Origin of the sequence: Photobacterium proteolyticum, from assembly GCF_001939735.1 — a bacterium.
Lineage (GTDB): Bacteria > Pseudomonadota > Gammaproteobacteria > Enterobacterales > Vibrionaceae > Photobacterium > Photobacterium proteolyticum.
In genome coordinates, this window is the sequence record NZ_MJIL01000036.1 from 1 (window position 1) to 16,560 (window position 16,560).

Genomic DNA, 16,560 nt, shown 5'->3' on the forward strand with positions numbered 1-16,560 from the left:
CATATCTCCGATTCATTAAGGGAAATATGATGATAAGTGCACTGTAGGGTTATTTGAATGTGGTGATCATGGAGCGCTTACGTTTAATTACCGAATTTAGTGTAATGTATCTGCTTTATTTACTATCAACATTAAAATTATGAGTGACGTTTTTAAAACACTATTAAACCTGCGTTCTCTGCGTGCTGCTGCACGAGAAGAATTTACGCTAGAGCAACTTCAAGAAGCCCTAGAGAAACTGCAAACTGTGGTTGCTGAGCGTGAAGAAGCTGAAGCAGAATCTCGCCAAGCAGAGAAAGAAAAAGAAGAAAAATTACAGGCATACCGCGATATGCTGATCGCAGATGGTATCGACCCAGAAGAGTTGTTAGCAACCCTGGCCGACACACCTAAAAAAGCTAAGCGTGCACCTCGTCCAGCTAAGTATAAATTCACCGTTGATGGTGAAGAGCGCACCTGGACAGGTCAAGGTCGTATGCCAGCACCTCTGAAGGAAGCTATCGAAAATGAAGGAAAATCACTAGATGATTTTCTGATTTAATCGGCGGAAAGCCCCGATTCTTGGGGCTTTCACTTAAATTCAGCCTGTGTTTAACAGATAGTTTTCGTTATCACTTAACTGACTTTGTGTCTTTTCTGCCCCTTTGCTTCTTAGAATAAAGACTCATTTACAAGCTATTCATACTTGCTTGCCTTATTTAGACTTATCCAAACCGTTTCATTTCTATAACCAAGGGGATTTTTTGATTGATGATAACCAATTACCTCTGATGGTAATTGGTCTGTTATCTCTCATGACAATCTATTTCTCCCTTAGTCTCAGACACTCACACTGCCAGATTCAGTAGGTAACTCGGAGACTGATATTCATAATCACATCAGCAATATCATCACTACAGCCTGATACAGAGCGAATCAGATAGGGTTCTGGTGATAGATGTGGGTGAGTTGAATCACTGTCCGAATCCATCTCAGATAAGCCACTCAATCTACCGTCGTCGCCGTCGGGAAAATCCACATAATCAGCCTAAAATCACAACCAAAGACCGGCCATGGACAGGCACGGCGACAACAACGAGGAAATCTCGAGAAGGTAAACAGGGATATCAGGTAGCACAAGGGCTAGAGAGGGATTACTGGGCCAGTCTAGTGTGACCGACCCAGCGACTTAGGATTTAGGTGAGATTGGAATAGTAGTGAGAGAAATTTATTTCAAAGAATCAAGATGCTTCTTGAGAGCATCTAGATCTCCTTTAGCAGCAGCATCCGATATTGCTTTTTCGGTAGCAGCTATTTTTTCTGACTTGTTTTTTGACGATTTTTCTATCTTGGCAAGGTTAATTTCTTTAAATTGCTCGATTTGATCCAGAGCTTCCTGCTTATCTTGTACAATCTTCTCTCTATTAGCTATCTCTTTAGATAGGAAACGAATAAAATCAACCCAACACTGATGTAGCTTCGTATATATCATAACTATTAACTTAGACTTCCACTTTCACCTAACAAACCAGTGCTTCCAACGCCAAGCAATGAAGATGTGCTTTGAAGTGCGTCTTTGTTATATACACTGATTTTAAATTCTAGGCACAATTTTAGCATTACGTGATCTTGCATAGAAACGGCTTGTTGAACTGCAGACTCGACTGATTTATATAGTTTTTCTCTTTCTGCGAACGCTTTGTCCAAGTAGTCAGAAAAAACTTTCTCTTGAGCTTGAATTGTTTTAATTTGCACTTCCAAAGCAGCGGCAATCTTTAACCTTTTGGTCTTTTCTTGCTCCACGCATTTAGCATAGTCAAAAAAAACCTTAGTGATATCAACAACAATTTTAGCTGCGACGATTGGTGGTAAACTCATGTTAGTATAGTCCCTTTATTTCACTAGAAATAGATTTCAATTTTGCAATGTTATTTTTATAGCTAAGCGTTATATTATTCTCATCGGTCACTATATTACACTCTACTGAGTCAATATAAGTTTCCAAAGCCATACCAAGAAATAATGCTTTTTTCGCATCAGCTTGTGCCAATGTATTTTTGCTAAGCGTTTTAACTAACTCAGGGTGGATCAGTTTTATATCAGATAGGAGAGACTCTAAGATTAGTTTCTCATCATTTACAGTGAGAATAATCTCTTTTATCTTGGCCCTCTCTAATTTTATCTCAGCTATTGTCTTATCTACCTGTTTTGAAAAAAGCTTAGCACTTTCCAAATGTTCTTCTGCCTTTCGTTTCTCGTAGGCCGTGGAAGATATTTCTAGTATAGATAGCGATGTAACATTAGAGCAAGCACGAAATGAAGAGTGAGATAGTTTACCTGCAGTTGAGTTATAAGATGATTTTGCATTCTTGGTGCTTGGAGAAGCAACCCTCTCTAATCGTTGCTTCACTTTAGTAAAATTATTATGCGTTACTTTAAGTGTTCCATCCAGGAAATTTAACGTTTCGATTTTTAGTTGATGATTTTCTCTGATGGCAGCATTAGCGTTAGTTATGTCTTTTTTTGCTTTTTTTTTCGCTTGTTTTAGGCGTTTCTCGGCAGACTCAATAATTGAGTTACCCTCTTCAATTATTGACTTAATTTTAGCCTTTTCCTCAATATCATTTGACACCGAGTCCGCCGCTGCCCCTGCCCCTGCCGCTGCTCCAGCTGCTATAGCCGCCGCCAGACTTGCTCCTCCTGTAAAAGGGGCAGCTGCAGCACCAACAATAGCTCCTGCTAACATTTTCCAACCCTTCATTATTATCACCTTTTATTTTGCATTGAGTTAGTATGTAGTCACAGATATATCCACGATGCATGCACCAACTGCTTTGACTGAATTCCTTATCAGATGGCGCATGTTATTCCAGCTAGTAACATCATTGTATTACATGCTGGATATATTTAGCTACAAGTTGCTTCGCTAATACCTTCCTCTTTTGCCACTTCCGTCACCGAGCGAGAGTGAGGAGGTAGTAGCTTTTTCAGGATTGCTTCTTTTCTTTCTTGCGAATAACGGGACATCTCTTCCTCTGTTACCGCCTTTCTAATTGGTTAATTTTTAGCAGTGACAACTTATGTGGAAAGTAAAGACTATTTTTACTTGATATAAATCGGTGAGACCCCATGAATCACAACCCCTTACTAACTTCACCTAAATCCTAAGTCGCTGGATCGGTCACACTAGACAGGCCCAGCAATCCCTCTCTAGCCCTTGCGCAACCTGACATCCCTGATTTTTTCTTCTAATGATTTCCTCGTCGTTGTCGTCGTGCCTGTCCTCCGTCGGTTTTTGGCTGCGATTTTAGGTGAGTTTTAGCCTGAAATCGGCCTGGAATTGCTGCTGTAATCGGCGGAAACTGGCCACGTAACCTTAATAGCATTTCCATTAGGATTGGCGTCCGGTTTTACCAATCTAATCTACCCCCCCCCCCGATGATCCCACCGAATCACTCAGTGACTACCGTACCGGACTCTGTGCTGGGTTCTGGCGTGAGTATCTGTGCCGCGAAAAATATTACATTGGGTTCGCTAATAAGTTGACAGTGGGTGGAGGGATTCACGGACAGGAATTAGTGGCTAATCCGGCCAAGGGAACTGGCGAACGATACCCGAAACCTAGCTTGTTGGCCTGAGTTTTTGCCTGACTCTAGCCTAGACCGAATACCGGAGATGGACAGCAGATTAGCTGACTAAATCCCAGATACGACAAAGGAGCGTGGATTTCTCCATGCGCCTTCTCAAGAATATGGTGGCCCCTGTTGGGTTTGAACGACCAAGCGATTATGAGTCGCTAAATGGGTAGGAATACTGAACAGACTAAGCTTTTCGACTTCATTTGCCATACTTCAGTTAATCCATAACTCTCTAAATTAGCAATCTCACTGACTCATTTTTGTCCATTTCCATGTTAGTAATTGCCACTCTGGTGGTTGGCGTACTCTTGCCGTTCTTGGCGGTCTAACTTTGGAAGGAAAAAATCTGCAGCCTCACAAGACGAGTGATACCATAGGTTATCTATCTGAAATAAAAGGAAACGCATAATGGAAGCAGCAATACTGGCGGTAGCCGTGGTTATCGTAAGTAGTCTGGTCAGAGTGTCAGTTTTACTTAATAAGATACACCGTGAAAGTCAGGCCCAGACAAAATTACTTGAGCAGCTCGTTACTCATTCAAGCACGGTTAAGGAGCAATTGGGTTATACCCAATGGCATGTTGACCAGATCAGGCAATCAGTCTCGGATACTGAGGCTCAAAATTAAGTAAAGCACAGATCTTTGTATAGATGTTGAAGTGAAATAACAGACAAGTGAGGGTATTATGGAAAACAGTGACTGGATTGCTCTAGCATCAGGAGTTGTTGCCTTGTGTGCATTAGCGACGACTGCATATCAAGCGTACTTATCTCGTCAGCATAACAGATTGTCATTAGCACCACACCTGTTTGCAACGACGCATATTGATAAGCTGGATCAGGTAGCGAGAACCGTTCTGATAAACGGTGGTACAGGCCCCGCTTATGTAAAGGGTTATAAGATCATTCATAACAGCGAAGAAGTAACGTTGGACAGCCTCGACAAATCAATTCTTCCAAAAATGTTTTCTGGTATCAAACATGCCTATAATTTTCTGCATTTACAGGACTATCAAGTTGTACTTCCGGGCGACAAGCTAGATGTCATTCATTTCTCTTTTCCTGAACATATCGTAAGCGAAAATACCATGTTTATTATTCAGGATTTCGATTTGGTTATTGAATATGAATGCGCATATGGGATAAGAAAAACGATGGATACTCGGGCTCTTTGGAATAAATTCCCTTCTCAATAAACACGGAAACCTTTAGAAGGAAAAAGTCGGCATGGCCATGCAATCACCTAATAATTTCCGTGAGATAAAGCCTGAAATATTTCAGGCTTTCTTTGCGATGCGATTAACTCTTCGTCAAGTGCCAACCTCTAGCTTCTGCAACAGATAGCATCGCTTTAACAAGAGTCAAATCGTCTAAATTAGCTTGACCTCGTTGGACAAGAAGTTTGTCATTCTCATCACGATAAATAAAACGATTCCCTGGGTACTTTTTAGTTTCAGATTCGACATAAACAACTTTCTGAAAGCATAAGTCCCTAGCTTTACGAGTACCATGAATCTGAGAAGCACGAATTTCATCAATTATTTTGACATGCATAGTGACCTCCATGGAGTCAATTAAGTTTTAAAGGGGCACGACGATAATGCGTCTGCCGTAGTTCTACAGCTGTAGCCTGATTACAATAGCTTTTGTATTTCAATACTGTCAAGAGGTTAAGAGCGCAACATAACAACAATCAATGTGATGCATTACACTCGGCATTTATTTTCTCTGACTAGAAGAAAAAATCTCACGGTAGCCCTTTCTCGTAAAGCGAGCATGATAAGATTTGACTCACTGATAGCAGCAAAAGTAATACTGCATATTTCGAGATACTTTTTCTTATCTGAAACGGGCGAGTTAGAGCATAAAGTCTAACGTGTTTTTGTCCAAACCTGAGTTTGCCCCCCTTTACATTTTGTATGCACAAAGCCTTACTTTGGCAGGCGCCTTTCTTGTTTTGAGAGGTTAGCAAACACAAATGTACAGAGCCTCATTTGGGGCCTACCCTGTAAAACTCTTTGAGTTATCCGGTCGGTGCTGTATCCAGCCCGGCCTGCTCGGCGTCACCGATGATCTGGCTCAGTCGTTCAGTCACTAGGTCGATCACCTGGCTGCTGGCCAACTGGCTACCGTCTGAGTGGCGCAACTGGCGGCGCAGTTGGTTCAGGTCGTGTTTCAGCTCTTCGGTGGCCTGCAGGCGGCGGATAGCCTGGTTAACCGGGTTCCAGACGCCTTCCATGTCGTAGGCCAGGTCGATGTAGTGCCACAGTGACTTGATGCTTTTATGGCCGGTTTTCTCACGTACTTTTTCTAAAACCATGCGGTAGTCGTGCTTATTCATCTCGGTTTTACCTTTATCCAACTCCTTGAGGTGCAGCATTACTAGGTCAGTAATAAACCTGTGGCGGAACATGGAGAAGCACGACTGATGATTGCGGTAACCGGCGCGGTTGCATAAATTCTCAAAGTCCTTGTCCAGTCCTGACTTGGCGACCGCAGCACCGAGGTTGCCTGGCTCTGTGCTGAGAAACAGACTGTCTGATTCCGCAAGTTCAGGGTTGCGCGCCTCGCAGCACTGCAGCCATTTCTGACGCGCCTTGAGGTACAACCGCACGCGAGTGGCGATCTTTGGTGTGATTGGGAAGCGACGTAGCGGTGGGTCGAGTTGACGACGCTTGAGCGTGGGCAGGATTAGCACCGGTTGACTCTCACCGATGCTGCGCCGGTTGGCTTTGAGTGACATCTGGGCCATTTCTTCCGGACGGAGGCCGGTTTTACGCATCATCAGCAGCATAAAGTCGCGCCGGGCCGTGATGTAGTCCCGGTAAGCGTCAAACAGGGTTTCATTTTTGCCAAAGCGACGCCGTGCAGGCTCCGGATAGGCATCCGGCTCGTACAGATCCTCTATCACCATCTCGATATCTTCGATCATGGTGGTGCCCATCGGCAGTTTGGGGTCGGTGCTGACGCTTGGCGGCAGGTATCGATGGTGCCAGTAATAGCGATTATTGTGCGGATTCTTCTTGCGGGTGACGACGATGGCCGCCCCTTCGCCGCTGGAGCCTATCAGATGACCAGGCTTGAGATACAGGTTGTCCTGGTACCAGACGAGGAAGCTGAGAATGGTCTGCATGATGGCGCGCACTGTATTGTTGTTGCGCAGGCGCTGACTGGGATCGTCCATGTAGACATCGGTGCATAATTTCTCGATCAGACGGCCGATGTCATTGTCAGTCAGGTCACCAAAACCACAGGGCTGTTGGGTGGCGCGGCCATGGGCGCAGTAGCGAACCAGCTCAGACAACTTGGATGCTGTGGTGAGTACACTGTCGCCGGTCCAGTTGTAGCCGTTGTACAGCAGGTACATATTGACGGGCAGGCAGGGCTTGCCGCTGGGCCAGCGGACAAAGGCGGCGACCGGTAGATACTGCTGCTCAATGCGATAGGTCGCTTCACTACCGCCGCGACAGTGCTGGATACTCTCCGGCAGGGTGACTTCGGTTAGTTTTCTGTACAACTGTTGTTGGGGCGGGCGTCTCATCGTGGCAGTACCTCTACGTTGTCATCGCGCTGGGTACCGGCTTCACTGAACAGGTCGCCATACAGTGCGTCGTGATCATTGAGCAGGTTAAACAGCAACTGGCGCGTGCGCGGCTCGATCTGCTCGTCGCGGGCGTAGCCACGCACTTGCTGAAACAAGTGCAGGTAGGCTTTGCTCAATCGTAGCGCGTGAAGTTCGGTCTCATGCAGTTTGTCATTTTTTTCCTGTTTGCGTTTTTTACTGCGCTGGGTGCGGGCGGCCTTGGTGCGATAGCCGGTCTCTTTGAGTGCCACTGCCATTACCTGTTTGCGCAGCCAGTCCAGGTAGTGACGTCCGCTCTGACCGGCGGTATTGCCTTCCGGTACGATCTGCTCGGCTAGCACCAGATCGGCGTATTTGTACATGGAGTTTCGCGACAGTGGGGTGATCCCATACTGGGTAATATCCAGTGCGGCCAGGGTGGACTGGGACGCGCAGGCATCCAGCAGCTCGGTCGGTGCCAGTTTAGGGTTACGCAGCGCACGCTGTAGTGCCTTGTAGCGGTTATAGACACTGGCCTTGCAGGCTTCGGCATCCGGCTTTCGTCGTGGTATTTGCTCAGTCATTCAGTCTTCCTCCCGCCTTGGCGAATGGCAATGCACAGGCGTTTGTGTCCGTCATCAGTGGTGATGCTGTACGGCACCAGGTGGTAATCGTGCTCGAACAGATCCTCGACCAGGGCTTGCCACTCACGCTCAGGTACCATGTTAAGTGCCTTGACCCGGAACTGGCGGAGGACGCGCTGGTATAGCTCTGCCAGACTCTCGTCTTCACCATCTAAGGTGATCTGGGTAGTGTCGTATTCAGCTAGGCGATCAATCGCGCACTCGGCCTCCAACTGGCCAATCTTGCCGCCGGGAAACTCACGCTCAATGTAGGCATACAGGTGCTCGACATCGGTGTGCCCGGCAATCCAGCGCGCCGCGTCCAGTACGTCGTAGCGACCGCTCCAGAACAGCAGGAGCAGGAACCATTTGCGCGTCTGGTGAATGCGCAGGTACCAGCGCCGTCCGTGCTCGTCTGGCGGCAAGCCAATGTAGTCGCAGAACTTGTCCAAATAGCTGTTGAGTGAACTTGCGTCAATCTCCTTACCGGTGCCCCATTTGGCGGGGTTTGGAAGGTAGAACAGCTTGCCGCGCAAGTGGTTATCGTCTTCGCCGAACAGTTTCGTCAGGCCACGGTTAAGCTTGCGCACTTGCTGGATAGCGCGGGCGGTGATCACCGGGATAGGTTTGCCGCCGGTGCGGGCGCGGCGCTCGCCTCTAGTTCGCTTGGCCAGATCCGAGTCGAGCCAGTAGTGGCCGCCGCGCGTACGCAGCAGGCAGATCCGTGGCAGGTTGGCGGCCTCGCAGTCACGTGATGGCTTCATCAGTGTAATCAGCACGGTGACGGCGCCGATATAGATCTCCAGTGCCTCGTGCAGTGTAGGCTGGCTGCGCAGGCGGTCGAAATCACGGCCCCTCGGTGTGCCTAGCTGAGTAAAGACAAATCCGGCCTCTTTCAGTGCCTGTGGCAGCGGGGTTTGGCATAACACCTTTGACAGGTCATAATCCATCACCTTTTTCCAGGGCCTCGGCGAAACAGATGCATCGACTTTGGCACACAACTGGCTCATGATTGCCAGGTAGTAATCAACCAGGGCATCGCCGTACAGCACCACCCAGCGCAGAGCGTGGTTGAGGTATTGCAACCCGGTATCAACCGGAATAAACGGCGTGTGGCCATCCGTTGCGGCCAGTTTAACGGCAGATGAAACTGCTGCAGGCAAATTGAGCGTCAGCGGTGACGGTAAATGCTCGGGCTGATGCCGATAGAGCATCAGCACCAGGCGCAGCATTTTGCTGGCATTTTCAACTGACCCCTTGCTGCCAGTGTGAAGTGCCTCCTGCCGCGTGGGGGTGCTTTGGTTGGGATATTCCGTACTTTGTTGGCCTCGAATCAGCAGCGTCGGGTGGGCCAGCTTGGGCTCAAATTGGCGCAGCACGGCTTTAAGGCGCTGGTGTTTCTTCAGTGAATTCACTGGCGCTGAGGCAAGCCTACCAAGCAACACGCGGGATACCATGCCAGTGTGTTCAGTGTCATGTGGCCGCTTGTATGAATAACCCTGGTTAGCTTCGAGCCAGTCGATGACCGCCTGGCAGGTATCCTGTGGCCAGTTGCCAGGCTTGGCCAGCAGTTTCGCAGGACAAGGCTCCCGGAATACTGCCTGATATAGGCCACTCAGGCAGCGCTCGACCAATCCGTGTGCTTCGCTCCAATCGCCAGGGGCGATTGCGCGCAGTAGGCGTTTCAGCCCGGCTTGGTCGAGCAGGCTGAGGCTGTAGGTATCGGGGTGGTAACGCGAGCGCTCAAGTACCAGCCACTGGCATAGACAGAGCAACTGTTGATTAAATCTCTTCCAGCTAGCTATGCTGGGTGGCTTGCTATCGGCATAACCTTGGCGATAGAGGAAACTCAACCGACGGCAGGTTTCCAGCAGCGTGGCGTAGCGGGTGTCGGTCAGGCGGCTGTTGTCTGGCAGCAGTATGGCCCAGTTGACGTTGGCGGCACCAACCCATTGACCGTCTTTCTGGCGGGTTTTTCTGCCAGCGGTTGTTTGCCATTTTGGCGCCGTCCAGTCACTGAGCAGCCAGAGTGGCCGTCGTAGGGTTTGACGCGCTGCCGGGTCCAGGTCAGGTGCTGTAGCTGCAATTCGCTCGGCTGGTCTGTGGCAAGGCGCAGGCTACCCATTAGTTGCTCGAAGTCGAAAACTTCGGTGTTCATGCGGTATCCTCCGTGTTGGTCGGTTGCAATGACAGGTGGGTCAGACGGCTAAGCAGTTCTGGCACCTTGCTCTCGGCCTGGCCGTAGGCACGCTGCAGCTTCTTCACGTTCAGTGACTCACGCAATGCCTTGCCGATATCGTCGTTTTGCGCTGCTGCCTGCAGCATGCCGCCGAGGTCAATAAAGTGTTTGGGCGTTAGGCCGGTCAGGTGGTCTGGCTGGCTCTGGAGCGCCGGTGTAATGTGCTGCTGCGCCCACTGACGGTAGGCGAGCAACAGGGCCAGACTGTTTGGTGACAGACGCAGGTGTAACAGGTCGTCTGGCATTGGTGCTGCTTCTTGCCCAGTGGTTGGCTGTCCCGCATGGTCAATGCGATAGCGATCAGCGTAGAGTTGCTGCAGTTTGTCGGCAATCGGTGAGCGCCCAGTGGGCAGTTCATAGACCAGTTGAGCCAGAAAGCGATGCAACTCGGCTAGGTTTGGCATATCGACAACTTCAAGCAAGTAGTCCTCTCCGGCTGCTGCCAGAACCAGTAGGGTGTTCTGGAAACGTCGGATAATACGCTCGTTCCACGCTTGGAGCAGGCTTTCGGGAATATAGTGCTCGATGGCGACGCGGTAGCTGTTGCCGAGGCGCTTTTGCACGGCGCGTACCGAGCCTTTATCGAACCAGGCCAGTACCCCCTGGGTGTGGCGTATCTTGCTGAAATCCAGCGTTCCGGCACCGAGTCCGGCATTAGCCAGTGCCGGGTAACAGCGGGCTAGGCTGAATTTAAAACTACCTGTGTTGTTAAGCAGGCCAGCATAGATCCTTGGCGGGTGGCCGAGGCCATTGACGTTTGTCCGTACTTGGGTCACTCCCAGCAGCAGGTATCGCCAGTGTGGGTGTCCGGCGCGTTTTAGCAGCGCGCGCACCGGTGCGGTGGCACGTTGCAGGTGGCGTAGCACTCGGGCTGCGCGCGGTGTCAGTGCCGCGTATTTACGGCTACCGGCGCGAGGTTTATCGACGCTGAAAATCTGCTGCTGCCCCTCGTCGGCCAATAGCATATAGCTTTTGCCCCGGACGTTGAGTAACTGTGCTCCGGCCAGCGCTTCGGGTGTCAGGTTGGCGTGCTCGCGCATCAGCAGCGCCATGGCGACTGCCATATCGGTGGTGTTCAGCAGGCCAAGAAAGCGATGATACAACTGCTCGAACGATAGGAGGTCGGCCTGCTGCGGTGGCAGGGTGCTGGCACTGAGCAGTGAGGCAATAGGTATACATTTAGGATTTGCTAGAAACCGACTTCTGGTTGCCGGGTGCTGACGTAACGCCTTGGGCCGCAGGCATTCAGGGTCGTTGTTGTGATCCAATTGCTGCTGCATTATGCGCAGCACCCAAAGATGGCCCTGCGGGTGGCTTGGTGATGTAAGTATTGTACTGAGTTGTTTCTGGTATTGACGTCCGAGTTTGTCATTTACTGTATAGATGACATTATCCTGCCAGATGGCGTTCTGCTCGCGTAGAAGCCAGTCGTCAGCGGTGATTTGCTGCAGCATCTGTTGGCCACGGCGGTAATCTCGCACCAGTCGCAGCCAGTAGTCATCCAGCACATCAGCTAGTACCTGGTCGCGGCGGCGCAGGCTGGTTTCAACCTGATCCAGATACTCGGCGTCGGTGTGCCAGAAAATCGGCCCGGCTAGGGTTTTGTCGAGTGGTTCCCTGACTTTTTCTATAGGCTCGTCGTCGCGGGTTGGCCTGGCCGGTTGTTCGCCCAGCAGTCTAGGATTTTGTGGCGAGCTGTGGCTGCCTTGCTCTTCGGGTAGGCGAAAGTCTGGCAACATCACACCAAGGGGGATCAGACCGTCTTCCTGTAGAAACTTCAGCCAGGGGCGCACCCGTTTTTGTCCGCAGGAACATAGCGTTTCCAGGCTGGCTTTAGTGCCTGGGCGACTGATGTACCACAGGCCAAATTGCAGCACCAGACGTTGCCAGCCCTCAAATGTATCAGGCAGGCGGCAGGCTCCATCTTGGTGCAGTACTGTGTCCCAGTGCAGATAATGGCCAAGAGGGCGGAGCACATCGGCTACGAAGCCATGGTGTGTATTGTATGTCTTGCCGACTGCGCGTTGGCTGGTTGCATTGAGTAACCTGGTGCGGTCGTCAGAGTGCAATATGAGCAGTGGAGAGATGTCTGAGCGCTCTGGCTCAGTTCTGCGCGGATTGGTGATCAGCGCGGTGAGGGTGTTCCCCTGCTGCTCGAAGTGCATTGGCATACTCCTACCTGTTTTTTTATACAGTATAGTTGATAGGAGCTAAGTGTTCATAAAGATTTGTTCATATTTTGCTGCAACACATGCAAAATACCTTGCAGGTATTAGCTTTTCACTCACTCACCTACCTTGAACAAAGATTGTAGCTCAACAAAATCAATGCGGATGAGGCGGAAAACCGCCAATATAATCTTCGGGGCTTTCTGACTTTAACTCATCAATCATCAAAAAAGGTGAAAATTGGCTGTTGTTAAACCCATGAGCACGTTGAATTTTAACACCATCGCCATCGGATGATGGGTGAGAATCAATGATTTGTTTAATACGTCTGATAGCCATACGCCCTCCGAATACTTAACCCTTTTAATGGGGATTGTTGTTAGTGTAGGAGGGTGGCCTGATGGTTAACAGAGGATAAAGGTGAACAGCTTGTTTGAAAAAACTGAACGACTATCAAGCAGGAGAAGCAGAGGGTGGTTGAAAATATAAAAGCCCATTAATGTTTAGGTATAGTTTTATATTGCCAGTATGAATGAAGCCTGTAGTTTTGGCATCAATGTGACTAGCATTTACAGGTTGTGCTATAGCGCTTTCGCCCCATAACATTTTGAGTTGCTCTCTGTGTTACGCCAATTATCGTGATTAACTAAATGCTTGGTAATTTTCAGGAATCTGATTCATGGATTAGGCTTAAGGGAAACAGCCTGAAATTGGCAATCGATGTAAGAAGGGTATGATGCGATGAGGCGTGCTGTATGCGTATAGACAAAATCAGTGTATCAACCAAATTGAGCTACGGTGTTGGGCAAGCTGCCGAGGCTATTAAAAACAACACATTCGAGCTGTTTCTATTCTTCTATTACAACCAGGTTTTGGGTTTGTCTGGCACCCTCGCGGGTCTGGCTATGTTTATCGCCCTCTGTGTGGATGGTATTACAGACCCCATCATAGGCTCACTCTCGGATGGCTGGCGTTCCCGGTGGGGCCGCCGGCACCCCTTAATGTACCTTTCAGCTATTCCACTGGCGGTAACCTTTTTTTTCTATTTGCGCCACCAGCTGAACTGGAACAGACCGGGCTCTTTGTCTGGCTGACCTTGTTTGCCGTGCAGGTGCGCTTTTTCATGACTCTCTATCAGGTACCTCACTTGGCCCTGGGCGCGGAACTCTCCGATGACTATGAGGAGCGCACATCGCTGGTCGGTTATCGTACCGCGTTTGGGCTGATCGGTGGTGCCGCACTAGTGATCATCAGCTTTAGTGTGTTTTTTAAAGCAACACCGGCATTTTCCAGTGGACAGCTCAATCCCGATGTTTATCCGGACTTTGCGCTCTTTTTTGCCATGATCATGTGGGGAAGTATATGGTGGTCAGCGGCGGGAACCCATAAGACGATTCCATTGTTGCCCAAACCGGCTCCGGGGCTTCCCCCTTTTCGTGCTGTTCGGGTTATTAAAGAACTGCAATCGGTATTGAGCAACAGGGCTTTTCTTGTTCTTTTCCTGAGCATGCTGGTGTTTTTTATGATGCGAGGAATACAGGCTACCCTGGCCCTGCATGCAACAACCTTTTTCTGGTCCCTTACCCCGCAAGAGATTCAATTGGTGACGCTGGCCATTGTCGTCGGCCTGTTGGCTGGCATTCCATTTGCCAAACCTCTCAGTAACCGCTTCGATAAGAAATGGATTTTTATTATTGGAGCCCTCTGGTCTTTGCTGTTCCATGTAGTACCCATAATGCTTAGATTATGGGGCTGGCTGCCGGAGAACAGCGATCCTGCTTTGATCGTTATCCTGGTGATTGCTTCGCTATTCGGTGGAATGGGCGCAGTACAGTCTTTGGTTGCCGCCGGCTCTATGATCGCGGATATCAGTGATGAACATGAACTGGCCACTGGGCTGCGCCAGGAAGGCATGTTATTCGGCGGTATGGCCTTTGCGGGTAAGGCTGCATCAGGGTTGGGGCACTCGTTTGTAGGGATCGGTATTGATCTCATCAACTTCCCAACGGAGGCCGTTCCGGGTGAAGTTGCCAATGACGTGTTGCAAAACCTGGCATGGCTATATGGTCCTGGGGTTGGCATGATTGGCCTGTTGGCCGTCACTATCTTTTTAAGATACCCCTTGACTCGGGCGTGTATCGAGCGGGTTCAGATAGAACTTAGAACCCGCCGCGATGCGGCCATTTCCAGACTTTCTCCGGGACGAGATTAAACTGCTTTAATTGTCACGACGATCGTCTTACTGGCGTAAAATCAAAGGTATAGATGGGGACATCCTGGGTCTTCTGGGTGCCGGCCTGGGCGAAATGAAACATCGCTGCCGCGCGTCGGCTGTTTGACTGGTTATCTACTGAGCGGTGCATAAGGAAGCTATGAAATATCAGTAGGTCCCCCGGCTGCATCAGGATAGGAACTGCATCGGTAAAGTCATAATCAACAATTTCAACATACCCATAGTTTGCCTGAGGGCGCTGATCTGGCACATGCGTGTGGATGGGCTCGCGGTGGGAACCGGGTTGTACCAGCAAGCAGCCGTTTTCAAGAGTGGCTTCACTGACTGCCAGCCAAACCCCAACCTGCGGTAGATGGTCAAGGGGCATATAGTAGGAGTCTTGGTGCCAGGGTTGGCCCCAGGCTCCGGCATTTTTGAAAATGAACTGGCTTTGGAAGCAATCAATCTCCTGGCCTATAAGTTGTTCCAGCACATCAAGCACATCAAGCACTTCAGGCCGTTCTACAAACGCCTTAAAAGGCTCCCGGCGGTGCAGGTTGAATACCTTTGAGATATTGTCTTCTTGACTTTGCGCGAAGGGGGTAGGTTTACTTTCCGGGATAATTATAGAGCCGTCAGCAACATATACAGTTGAATCATCCGGTGCCTTAACTGTTAGGACCTTTGAGCTGTCCGGTCTATTTTCTCTGACAAAAGCGACGATATAATCCAGCATAGCCTGACACAGGTGCTGATCAATAAACCCACGAAGCAGAATATAGCCGTTACGCTCCCACGCTTCCTGATAATTTATTTCCGTCATCGTTGGATGCCTCCTTCGCTTACTGAAATTTCATTATTGAAGCCCGTATTAACTTAGCAAACCCAAGGATTTTCATGCGTTTTTCACGGGAAGCGATAGAGGATCCCGCTTTTACTGAGCGGCCAGTTCCCCTTAATAACCGCTTTGGAACCTTGGAATGCCATGTAGCCTCTACGCCCATAATGCGGCAATGGACGGAGCAACGCTTCCAGCGACGCCTGGCTGTTGGCAGCAATAATTACATATGGTTGTCCTTGTGGAGTACGCCGTGCCCAAACTTGCGCACTGCTTGGTACCGCTAACTCTTCAGGCATCCCTGGAAGTTTATGAGTACGCAAGAAGGTATCTACTTCAGAACTTGGGCCAATCAACAAAAACGGCTTTTCCGGCTCAAGAGTGCTATTAGATTGTAATGATGAATCCAACATTGCGCGAGCCAGCGCCAAGCCTTGTTGTTGAAAAGTCGATCCCTCCAGAACCAAAGTCTGTGTCTGTCCGCTAAGCAGTGTATCCCGCAGGGTTGGTGGAGCCTCGCCTGAGACTAAGCGACGAAACAGATGAAAATCGGGATCAGCCACTAACTCTATAGGTTCGGCAGATAACTGTATCTCTACTGGTGTATGAGTTCCCTTAATCGGAATTAAGCGTTCCACAGGGCCTTTCGTGGTCAGAACCTGCACTGGAACTTGCAACTGATAGGACGGTTCCGATTGCTTGATTTCCAGTGATAAGATCCAGGCGTCCTTTTCTTGACGACTTTTAGCTACTTTGGCAAAGGAAATCTCAGGTGCACCGGTTCTGTCTAGCCATTGGTCGAAGAATACAGATAAGTTCCTACCTGCTTCTTCGCTGAAGGCGCGTTCCAGTTCATTCCAGCCTGCAATTCGAAAACGCTGCTCACGCCAAAACCGGCGCAGAGCGCTTTCAAATACTTGCTCACCCAATTGCCGTCGAAGCATATGGAATAAAAAAGCAACCTTGTTGTAACCGAACACTTGAGATGCTGCATGAGTTTTACTTGTAAAAGTACGGGACGGCCTATCTCGCTCGGGAGGTAGCGCTGCATAATCTCTTAACCACTCAAGACGCCGTCCCTTGGCTACATCATTGGATTGTTGCTCCAAAAAGGAGTAATCGGCCTGATAGGTGGTTAGCCCCTCTGCCCAGTTTCCACTCTCATAGTCGATATAGACACCATTGCCCCACCAGTTATGAAGGACTTCGTGGCCTAAAGAGTGTCTAGTCCTAAAATAGGTTGACGCTTTTTTTATGAAGCCGGTAGGTACTCCCTGCTGGCTTTTTCATGCACCTCACTCG

At 49.4% G+C, this 16,560-nt stretch carries 14 protein-coding genes and 2 pseudogenes; 4 read left to right on the forward strand and 12 right to left on the reverse strand.

The features are described from left to right. Positions 1-139 precede the first annotated feature (139 nt). The gene (locus tag BIT28_RS00750; RefSeq protein WP_075761734.1) at positions 140-541 is read left to right on the forward strand and encodes an H-NS family histone-like protein; all 402 of its coding nucleotides are present in this window, start codon (positions 140-142) and stop codon (positions 539-541) included. A gap of 666 nt (positions 542-1,207) precedes the next feature. On the opposite strand, the gene BIT28_RS00755 is transcribed toward BIT28_RS00750, so the two are convergent. Genes BIT28_RS00755 through BIT28_RS29455 form a run of 3 tightly spaced genes read right to left on the reverse strand, consistent with a single transcriptional unit; the run spans position 1,208 to position 2,740 of the window. After that, entirely contained in the window at positions 1,208-1,471 is a 264-nt protein-coding gene (locus BIT28_RS00755) for a hypothetical protein (RefSeq protein ID WP_075761735.1), read from the reverse strand. Between the two features lie 5 nt (positions 1,472-1,476). Beyond that, positions 1,477-1,857 (reverse strand): hypothetical protein, encoded by a 381-nt coding sequence (locus BIT28_RS00760; RefSeq protein WP_075761736.1) that lies wholly within the window; start codon positions 1,855-1,857, stop codon positions 1,477-1,479. A gap of 1 nt (position 1,858) precedes the next feature. Further along, positions 1,859-2,740 (reverse strand): hypothetical protein, encoded by an 882-nt coding sequence (locus BIT28_RS29455; protein WP_075761737.1) that lies wholly within the window; start codon positions 2,738-2,740, stop codon positions 1,859-1,861. 1,285 nt (positions 2,741-4,025) lie between these two features. Here BIT28_RS29455 and BIT28_RS00775 point away from each other — a divergent pair. Both BIT28_RS00775 and BIT28_RS00780 read left to right on the forward strand, forming a co-directional pair. Beyond that, a complete protein-coding gene (locus BIT28_RS00775) occupies positions 4,026-4,244 on the forward strand; it encodes a hypothetical protein (protein ID WP_075761739.1) in 219 nt (72 codons plus the stop codon). Positions 4,245-4,302: 58 nt separating this feature from the next. Beyond that, positions 4,303-4,812, forward strand: coding sequence for a hypothetical protein (locus tag BIT28_RS00780; RefSeq protein ID WP_075761740.1), 510 nt, complete (start codon positions 4,303-4,305; stop codon positions 4,810-4,812). A 103-nt stretch (positions 4,813-4,915) separates the two neighbouring features. Here BIT28_RS00780 and BIT28_RS00785 read toward each other — a convergent pair whose 3' ends face one another. From BIT28_RS00785 to BIT28_RS00815, 7 genes and pseudogenes are all read right to left on the reverse strand, one after another. Beyond that, on the reverse strand, positions 4,916-5,170 hold the full coding sequence (locus BIT28_RS00785) for a hypothetical protein (RefSeq protein WP_075761741.1): 255 nt from the start codon (positions 5,168-5,170) through the stop codon (positions 4,916-4,918). 469 nt (positions 5,171-5,639) lie between these two features. Continuing rightward, positions 5,640-7,157 carry a site-specific integrase gene (locus BIT28_RS00790; RefSeq protein WP_075761742.1) on the reverse strand — a complete coding sequence of 506 codons (1,518 nt, stop codon included), beginning with the start codon at positions 7,155-7,157 and terminating at the stop codon, positions 5,640-5,642. Then, a complete protein-coding gene (locus tag BIT28_RS00795; protein WP_075761743.1) occupies positions 7,154-7,762 on the reverse strand; it encodes a hypothetical protein in 609 nt (202 codons plus the stop codon). The genes BIT28_RS00790 and BIT28_RS00795 overlap by 4 nt, the downstream gene beginning before the upstream one ends. Next, positions 7,759-9,654, reverse strand: coding sequence for a hypothetical protein (locus tag BIT28_RS00800; protein WP_139310421.1), 1,896 nt, complete (start codon positions 9,652-9,654; stop codon positions 7,759-7,761). The genes BIT28_RS00795 and BIT28_RS00800 overlap by 4 nt, the downstream gene beginning before the upstream one ends. Before the next feature lie 41 nt (positions 9,655-9,695). Next, the gene (locus BIT28_RS00805) at positions 9,696-9,959 is read right to left on the reverse strand and encodes a hypothetical protein (protein ID WP_075761745.1); all 264 of its coding nucleotides are present in this window, start codon (positions 9,957-9,959) and stop codon (positions 9,696-9,698) included. After that, positions 9,956-12,211, reverse strand: coding sequence for a hypothetical protein (locus BIT28_RS00810; RefSeq protein ID WP_139310422.1), 2,256 nt, complete (start codon positions 12,209-12,211; stop codon positions 9,956-9,958). Before BIT28_RS00810 ends, BIT28_RS00805 begins: the two co-directional genes overlap by 4 nt. Before the next feature lie 156 nt (positions 12,212-12,367). Further along, positions 12,368-12,547, reverse strand: a pseudogene (locus BIT28_RS00815) (pirin family protein); the annotation flags it as partial. Positions 12,548-12,963: 416 nt separating this feature from the next. Here BIT28_RS00815 and BIT28_RS00820 point away from each other — a divergent pair. Further along, positions 12,964-14,420: pseudogene (locus BIT28_RS00820) on the forward strand (MFS transporter). A 13-nt stretch (positions 14,421-14,433) separates the two neighbouring features. Here BIT28_RS00820 and BIT28_RS00825 read toward each other — a convergent pair. Both BIT28_RS00825 and BIT28_RS00830 read right to left on the reverse strand, forming a co-directional pair. Further along, positions 14,434-15,243, reverse strand: a complete 810-nt coding sequence (locus BIT28_RS00825) for a phytanoyl-CoA dioxygenase family protein (protein WP_075761747.1) — start codon at positions 15,241-15,243, stop codon at positions 14,434-14,436. Positions 15,244-15,326: 83 nt separating this feature from the next. Further along, complete coding sequence (locus tag BIT28_RS00830) at positions 15,327-16,514, reverse strand: M1 family aminopeptidase (protein ID WP_175577474.1); 1,188 nt, start codon at positions 16,512-16,514, stop codon at positions 15,327-15,329. Positions 16,515-16,560 lie beyond the last annotated feature (46 nt).

What these genes read in the sequence shown, in the direction of transcription:
- BIT28_RS00785 (WP_075761741.1), bottom strand. Translation starts at nt 5,170, where the DNA reads ATGCATGTCAAAATAATTGATGAAATTCGTGCTTCTCAGATTCATGGT.
- BIT28_RS00755 (WP_075761735.1), bottom strand. Translation starts at nt 1,471, where the DNA reads ATGATATATACGAAGCTACATCAGTGTTGGGTTGATTTTATTCGTTTC.
- BIT28_RS00805 (WP_075761745.1), bottom strand. Translation starts at nt 9,959, where the DNA reads ATGAACACCGAAGTTTTCGACTTCGAGCAACTAATGGGTAGCCTGCGC.
- BIT28_RS00790 (WP_075761742.1), bottom strand. Translation starts at nt 7,157, where the DNA reads ATGAGACGCCCGCCCCAACAACAGTTGTACAGAAAACTAACCGAAGTC.
- BIT28_RS00810 (WP_139310422.1), bottom strand. Translation starts at nt 12,211, where the DNA reads ATGCCAATGCACTTCGAGCAGCAGGGGAACACCCTCACCGCGCTGATC.
- BIT28_RS00795 (WP_075761743.1), bottom strand. Translation starts at nt 7,762, where the DNA reads ATGACTGAGCAAATACCACGACGAAAGCCGGATGCCGAAGCCTGCAAG.
- BIT28_RS00760 (WP_075761736.1), bottom strand. Translation starts at nt 1,857, where the DNA reads ATGAGTTTACCACCAATCGTCGCAGCTAAAATTGTTGTTGATATCACT.
- BIT28_RS00825 (WP_075761747.1), bottom strand. Translation starts at nt 15,243, where the DNA reads ATGACGGAAATAAATTATCAGGAAGCGTGGGAGCGTAACGGCTATATT.
- BIT28_RS00780 (WP_075761740.1), top strand. Translation starts at nt 4,303, where the DNA reads ATGGAAAACAGTGACTGGATTGCTCTAGCATCAGGAGTTGTTGCCTTG.
- BIT28_RS29455 (WP_075761737.1), bottom strand. Translation starts at nt 2,740, where the DNA reads ATGAAGGGTTGGAAAATGTTAGCAGGAGCTATTGTTGGTGCTGCAGCT.
- BIT28_RS00750 (WP_075761734.1), top strand. Translation starts at nt 140, where the DNA reads ATGAGTGACGTTTTTAAAACACTATTAAACCTGCGTTCTCTGCGTGCT.
- BIT28_RS00775 (WP_075761739.1), top strand. Translation starts at nt 4,026, where the DNA reads ATGGAAGCAGCAATACTGGCGGTAGCCGTGGTTATCGTAAGTAGTCTG.